Origin of the sequence: Gaetbulibacter sp. PBL-D1 (assembly GCF_050509525.1) — a bacterium.
In the GTDB taxonomy this organism is placed as follows: Bacteria; Bacteroidota; Bacteroidia; order Flavobacteriales; family Flavobacteriaceae; genus Gaetbulibacter_B; species Gaetbulibacter_B jejuensis.
Genome location: NZ_JBNWKB010000006.1, coordinates 206,583 through 213,385, shown reverse-complemented (window position 1 = coordinate 213,385; position 6,803 = coordinate 206,583). Strand labels below are relative to the sequence as shown.

General features: G+C 32.4%; 8 protein-coding genes and 1 pseudogene. 2 read left to right on the top strand and 7 right to left on the bottom strand.

Annotated elements, in window-relative coordinates; translation table 11 throughout:
• Window positions 1-538: pseudogene (locus tag ACQ0RB_RS07220) on the top strand (DUF58 domain-containing protein); the annotation flags it as partial.
• A 58-nt stretch (window positions 539-596) separates the two neighbouring features.
• On the opposite strand, the gene ACQ0RB_RS07215 reads toward ACQ0RB_RS07220, so the two are convergent.
• On the bottom strand, window positions 597-1,076 hold the full coding sequence (locus ACQ0RB_RS07215) for a Dps family protein (protein WP_131507630.1): 480 nt from the start codon (window positions 1,074-1,076) through the stop codon (window positions 597-599).
• 103 nt (window positions 1,077-1,179) lie between these two features.
• Here ACQ0RB_RS07215 and ACQ0RB_RS07210 point away from each other — a divergent pair, with 103 nt between their 5' ends.
• The gene (locus ACQ0RB_RS07210; protein WP_131507632.1) at window positions 1,180-2,139 is read left to right on the top strand and encodes a LysR substrate-binding domain-containing protein; all 960 of its coding nucleotides are present in this window, start codon (window positions 1,180-1,182) and stop codon (window positions 2,137-2,139) included.
• Between the two features lie 20 nt (window positions 2,140-2,159).
• Here the strand turns inward: ACQ0RB_RS07210 and ACQ0RB_RS07205 are convergent, their stop codons facing one another.
• The 6 genes from ACQ0RB_RS07205 to ACQ0RB_RS07180 all read right to left on the bottom strand — a co-directional run bounded on the left by ACQ0RB_RS07205 (window position 2,160) and on the right by ACQ0RB_RS07180 (window position 6,693).
• Window positions 2,160-3,104 carry a hypothetical protein gene (locus ACQ0RB_RS07205; RefSeq protein WP_430497508.1) on the bottom strand — a complete coding sequence of 315 codons (945 nt, stop codon included), beginning with the start codon at window positions 3,102-3,104 and terminating at the stop codon, window positions 2,160-2,162.
• Window positions 3,082-4,131 carry a cytochrome-c peroxidase gene (locus tag ACQ0RB_RS07200; RefSeq protein WP_430497506.1) on the bottom strand — a complete coding sequence of 350 codons (1,050 nt, stop codon included), beginning with the start codon at window positions 4,129-4,131 and terminating at the stop codon, window positions 3,082-3,084. The genes ACQ0RB_RS07205 and ACQ0RB_RS07200 overlap by 23 nt, the downstream gene beginning before the upstream one ends.
• Before the next feature lie 55 nt (window positions 4,132-4,186).
• Window positions 4,187-4,987: an MbnP family protein gene (locus tag ACQ0RB_RS07195; RefSeq protein WP_131507638.1), complete on the bottom strand. Its 801-nt coding sequence runs from the start codon at window positions 4,985-4,987 to the stop codon at window positions 4,187-4,189.
• A 75-nt stretch (window positions 4,988-5,062) separates the two neighbouring features.
• The gene (locus ACQ0RB_RS07190) at window positions 5,063-5,392 is read right to left on the bottom strand and encodes a hypothetical protein (protein WP_430497504.1); all 330 of its coding nucleotides are present in this window, start codon (window positions 5,390-5,392) and stop codon (window positions 5,063-5,065) included.
• A 141-nt stretch (window positions 5,393-5,533) separates the two neighbouring features.
• Complete coding sequence (locus tag ACQ0RB_RS07185; protein WP_129760530.1) at window positions 5,534-5,731, bottom strand: hypothetical protein; 198 nt, start codon at window positions 5,729-5,731, stop codon at window positions 5,534-5,536.
• A gap of 161 nt (window positions 5,732-5,892) precedes the next feature.
• Window positions 5,893-6,693, bottom strand: coding sequence for a TIGR00266 family protein (locus ACQ0RB_RS07180; RefSeq protein WP_129760529.1), 801 nt, complete (start codon window positions 6,691-6,693; stop codon window positions 5,893-5,895).
• Window positions 6,694-6,803 lie beyond the last annotated feature (110 nt).

Sequence of the window (6,803 nt, the reverse complement as noted above, 5' to 3'; positions counted from 1 at the left end):
TGCTTCTTTGGTAATTTCTAATGTAGCTCTAAAAAAGCAAGATAAAGCAGGTATTTTGGCTTTTTCTAAAAAGGTTGAAAATATTGTTGTTGCCGAACGTAGAACGTCGCAAATGAATCTTGTTTTAGAAACTCTTTACAATGTAAGAACCGATTATTTTGAGAGTGATTATGGAAGACTTTATGCTGATGTAAAACGAAACATTAACCAAAGAAGTTTGATGTTGTTGTATACCAATTTTGAAACTTTAGATGGATTACACAGACAACTTCCCTACTTAAAAGGTATTGCTAAAAACCATCTTTTGGTAGTTATTTTCTTTAAGAATACTGAATTAAACACGCTTATAGAAGACAAAGCAGAAACAGTACAGCAGGCTTATGACAAAGTCATAGCTGAGAAATTTGCTTACGAAAAACGACTGATTGTAAGTGAGCTTCAAAAGTATGGCATACAAAGCATACTTACAGCTCCAGAAGATTTAACCATAAACACTATTAACAAATACCTTGAGATTAAAGCGAGAGGATTGTTGTAATAAATAAAAAAAACCACTCTATCGAGTGGCTTTTTGCTATTAATCAATTAACAAACGGTTAGATTGATTCGTCTAACCAAGCTTTCATCATCCAAACAGTTTTTTCCTGTTCAGTAATAAAATCACTCATCATCGAGTTTGTACCTTCATCATTAGCTTCATCAGAAGCATCTAATATATTTCTTTCAATCTTTAATAATTCGGTTAATGAATCCACAATTAATCGTACTGCTTTTTCATCTTGAGAAATATTTTTTCCAACTGGCACCTTAGCGTTCTTAGTATAATCTTCAAACGTATGTAAAGGTGTTGTCCCTAAAGTAAGAATACGCTCTGCAATTTCATCAACCTTTAAGTTAGCGTCAGTGTATAATTCTTCAAACTTAACGTGTAAATCAAAAAAGCGTTTCCCTTTAATATTCCAGTGAATTCCTCTTAAATTTTGATAATATATTTGAAAATTTGCTAGCAAAATGTTTAAATCATTAGCAATTTCTTGTGTTTTCTTGGTTTCTAAACCTATACTATTTAAAGTCATAATTTACTGTTTTTTAATTCATTACAAATTTAAATTATAATTAACACAATCAACTATAGAATTAATTGATAGTTTTTATATTTTTATAGCTAAAATTAATTAAATGACCATAACACAATTACATTACGTCTTAGCAATTGCTGAACATAAAAACTTTACTAAGGCTGCTGAAAAGTGCTTTGTAACCCAACCAACGCTTAGTACTCAAATACAAAAACTTGAAGAAGAACTTGATGTTTTAATATTTGACAGAAGTAAAAAACCTATTGAACTTACTGATGTAGGAAGAAAAATTGTGCATCAAGCCAGAAATATTGTTAACGAATCTGATAGAATACAAGATATTGTTGACCAACAAAAAGGGTTTATTGGAGGCGAATTTAAGCTTGGAATGATTCCAACCATAATGCCTACATTATTGCCAATGTTTTTAAAAACATTCATTAAAAAATTCCCTAAAGTAAAACTTAAAATTGAAGAGTTAACGACTGAAGAAATTATAGAGCGTATAAACGAAGGTCACCTAGATGCTGCTATTGCTGCAACACCTCTTGAGGACGAAACCATAAAAGAACGTGTACTCTATTACGAGCCTTTTGTTGGTTACATACCTAGTAGTCATAGATTACATGAAAAGAAAAACATTGAAGTTTCTGATCTTGAAATTGACGATATGCTACTGCTAGAAGATGGTCATTGCTTTAGAGATGGTGTTATTAACCTTTGTAAAGTATTTAAAAACAATACCGATGAACATTTTCAGTTAGAAAGTGGTAGTATTGAAACCTTGATAAAACTATCAAACGAAGGTTTAGGAATGACGCTTTTACCTTATTTACATACTATGGAGCTTAATGATAACCTAAAACAAAACTTACATCATTTTGTAGAGCCAAGTCCAGCAAGAGAAGTGAGCATCATTTATCATAAAAGTGAGCTTAAACTCCAAATTATTGACGCACTGCACAATGTAATTTCAGGAATTATAAGAGGTGCTATTGCATTTCAAAATGTTGAAATTATAAGTCCTTTAGCTGTTAAAGAAACAAAAAGAGCGGTTTAAAACCGCTCTTTTTGTTTGAATTATAGTTTGTAGTTTAAATAGACTGAAAACCTATTTTTGGCTTCTACGTTTCCACCAAAAAAATCTTGATGTATTGGTAGTGTATATTGCAACCCTAGTTGAAAATCTTTTAAATTAAACTCTGACCCTAATGAGCAGTTGTACAAATATCCATTAGTATCAGCTAAAGTTTCACCATATTGTTCAATAGAATCATAAACATCTCCTGAAATACCTACAAAAGGTGAAATATCCATTTTTTTGGTTTTCAGTTTATAAAACAAATTTGAGCTAACACTAAATTGATTACCAAACCTGTATTCATTTTTATTTTCAGATTTTAAGTAATATGCAAAAGTAGTATTGAGTCCTAAATTATTATTTCCGTAGTTATACATAACAGTCGCAATAGCATCCCAACTTCCTGTTCCTACCTGAAAACCAGGATTTACTCTATCAGTCAATTCTTCTTCAAACTTACCTGTTGGCGCTTTAACACCTAATCCAAAATTAAATGAATGTCCTGTAAGCACTTTATTAGTACTAAAATCTATAGCTTCTTTATTTTCGCTGTTACTCTTATAGATTTTTAAATTATACCAACCTATAAGTGTCATGTCTCCTACACCATTAATCGACTCGGTATTGCCTTGAAACTTTCTGCTTAAATCTTGATACGGAAGTATCGCGCTTACATAAAATGATTTTCCTAATGGAACTCTAGCCCAAAGTTGATAAGTATTAAATTGCTCTTCACTTGTAGGCGAATTATCAAAAATTCCGTTTTTAGATTCGTACGTTTGATAAATGTATCGCAACCCAACAAAACTAGTCATTTGCAAATCGCCAAACGAAGCGCTACCACTACTTGTTGTGCATCCACACAAGTCGCAACTATAACTGTTTGTAAAGCTAATAATAGCGAGTATTAAAAGTATTGTTTTAGTATTCTGAAAATCTTTCATCGTTTAAAAATTCATTATCTGTGAGTGTTTTTAAAAAAGCTATTAGGCTTTCTTTTTCATAAGTATTTAGGCTTATTCCCAAAGTGCCATCATCACGTTGAAAAATAGAATCTACATTTCCATTATCTACCATTCCTGAATCGTAAAAATTAAGCACTGCTTCTAAGGTCGAAAATCGACCATCGTGCATATAAGGGAAAGACACCTCAACGTTTCTTAAACTTGGTACCTTAAACTTATATAAATCGTCTGGATTTTCTAACACATTAAATCGGCCTAAATCATTAAGCTGCGGGTTTACAGGCAAGCCATTATTTCTGTAGGTTTGGTCTGTAAATAAATCGGTAGCATGACATGAAGCGCATTTATTTTGAAACGTAGCACGACCATCTTGTTCAATTTGAGAAAGCGTTACTCCATCTTCATTTCTAATATATTTATCATATTTAGAATTTGATGAAATCATGGTAATCATAAACTGAGACAAAGCTTTAAGCATATTTGCGCTATTAACTTCACCATCTTGAAACGCCTTTCTAAACTGTTGTCTGTAATAAGGTTCTGCATTAAGTTTTTCAACCACATTACTCAATGTTTCACCCATTTCTAGTTCGCTAGTTAATGGAATTATAGGTTGCAAATCTAAATGAGAAGCTGCTCCATCCCACATAAATTCGTTTTGAAATGCTAAATTTTGAATAGGTTGTGCATTTCTAAATCCAATACCTCCATTAACACCATGACTTAGTGTGTGTCCATGATGCGTAAACGCAAAAGCTTGCTCATGGCAAAACGCACAAGGTATAGCATCATTTGCTGATAGTTTTCCTTCGTAAAACAAACGCTTACCCAGTTCAACTCCTGCTTCGGTTAATGGATTATTATCCAAGTTGTAAGCCATATCAGGAAAATTTGATGGCATTTCTACAACCACAGGAACAGGTACGTATGTTTCTGTACTATCGGATTTTGAGCAACTAAAAACTAGCGTACCCAAAATCACTAATACTGAAAATTTAGTCTTCATAATTAGTATTATAAATACTCAAGAAGGTTTTTAAGCCTTCTTGAGTTACTATATTTTACTCATTATGTACGTGGTGTACACTAAAAGCATTTTGAAAATTATTTGCAATAACTGTTGTAGTTGTAGCATCAGTATGAACTTGACTATAACCGTTAGACAATTCTACCGATGTTTCGCCATCAAACACCTTAGCAATATCAGCAACAATATGTACTTGAGGTGTAGTAGTTTCTCTTACTCTTACTGTATTTGGAAACTGTAGTGTAATTTCTCTATAATTATCTAAAGAAGTACCAACGCTTCCCATGTGAATATTTAATGCTTCGTCAGTTACTGTAGCTGATGAAAATGTACCGTCAAACCTCATAAACCTATAACCTGTTGCCCAAGACCACATCATTCCTGCTGCTTCGGCTTGTGTTAAAAAATTACCTTGACCTTCAGCTCCTAAAGCATAACGGTCTTGATCGATACCTAAACCAAAAGTAATTTCAGTATAGTTTGCAGCATCTACATTATCTAAGTCTATATAAATTTCTCCAGCATTATTGCCTTCAGCTTCATCAACGATAAACACATTATCTGCAGAAGGATATGTAAACGTGTTACCGTTTTCGTCTTTTACCCTTACATTACTAATAATATATTTAAGGGTTTCTAACTTATACGACTCTGCACTTGACTTGTTGTAGCTAGTGCCAAAAATAAAGTCTTGATCACCTACTCCATTATCAAATTTTAGAGTTAATGTACCTGTTTGTCCTGTTAAATCTTCAGAGTTAGAATCGTCGTCAGAAGAGCATGACGATAGTGTTGCACATAAAAGTAGTGCAAATGTATATTTTAAAATTTTCATTTGTTTTAATTTAATATTCGTGTGCTATTAGTGGCAAGCACAGTTAAGCCTTGTATAAAAAACTGATATTAAACTTTAACAAATAGGAGGTTTATAGATACTGTAACCTATAAGGTGAGAATAATTATTTACGTAGTAGATGGGTTGTTTAGCTTTAAAAAACACAAGCTTTGAAGGCGTTATTTCTTCATTAGCTATTTGTTGAACAAAAACCGGATAAAACGCTTCAAACACCATTTGATGCGATTTACCTTTACCTGAATCGTTACTTGCCTTTTGAATTTGTGTAGCTAAATGACATTTACCATTACACTCTAGCTCTGGTTTGTCTTTATTAATACAATAGGTTTCAATAATGTAATCAATATTTAACTCATAGTATAATACTTGTCCAACATAATACATCGGTCGCAATGCAAACGAAAGAAGTAATATGGTTAAATATAGCTTTTTCAGGTCTTATATAATTTCCTACAAAGATAACACCAATATTCTACTATCAAGCTCTTTTTTACAAAAATAAAGCGACCGTTTGGTCGCTTTATGTTAAGGTTTTAAATATATTAAACATTGATTTAATTCTGGGTTCTGTAGTACAAGTGATTGAATATAAATTCTTAACTCTTCAATTTCATAAGGTAATAATCGTTGAACAGCTTTTTGTACTTCTTTACAGAACAACGAAGCATCAAAACTAACTTTATTAAGTACCGTTTTGGTGTACTCAAACATTGCTCTTGCCATTTGTAATTTTAGGTTTTAGGGTTAGGTAGTTGTATTGTATAGGCTTAAAGTGTTTTTGTTTTTACATTCCTAAAGTACTAAAAAAATCGATTAGTTGTTTTAGTTAAACAAAATTTTAACACTAAAAATCCCTTATTAAATACAACTCAATACGTTAACGTTTAGAACCTATTGTCACCATCAAGTAAGTCTCCTAAACCACCAAGAATACTACCTTCTCCTTTACTTTTGCCACCAGATCTTGGTGCTGAAGCTAGTACTCTACCTGCTAATCTACTAAAAGGTAAAGATTGTATGTATACTGTTCCTGGTCCTTGTAGTTTAGCAAAAAATAAACCTTCACCTCCAAATACCGTATTTTTTATACCTCCTACAAACTCAATATCATAATCTACATCTTGAGTAAAACCTACTAAGCAACCAGTATCTACTCTCAGAGATTCTCCTGCTTTTAATTCTTTTCTAGCCATAGTACCACCAGCATGAACAAATGCCATACCATCTCCTTCAAGCTTTTGCATGATAAATCCTTCGCCACCAAAAAGTCCTCTACCTAATTTCCTTGAAAACTCAATACCAACGCTTACACCTTTTGCTGCACAAAGAAAAGCGTCTTTTTGACAGATGAACTTACCTCTAAACTCGGTTAAATCTATTGGAATGATTTTACCAGGATAAGGTGATGCAAAACTCACATTACGTTTACCTGAAAGGTTGTTGTAAAACGCAGTCATAAACAAGCTTTCTCCTGTAAGTATGCGTTTTCCTGCGCCAAGGATTTTACCTAAAAAACCAGTGTCTTTTTGTGAGCCATCTCCAAAAATGGTTTCCATTTTAATACCATCGTCCATCATCATAAAACTTCCTGCTTCGGCTATAACACCTTCTTGTGGATCTAATTCTATTTCTACGAATTGCATTTCTTCTCCGTAGATTCTGTAGTCTATTTCGTGTGCTGTCATTATATTGTATTTTTTAATTGATTTATAAATTAGTTGATGTATTATCTGTTTTGTTACAAATAGTTTTATAAAGGCCTCATTACATGAAATTTACAAAAATTCTCTACTCT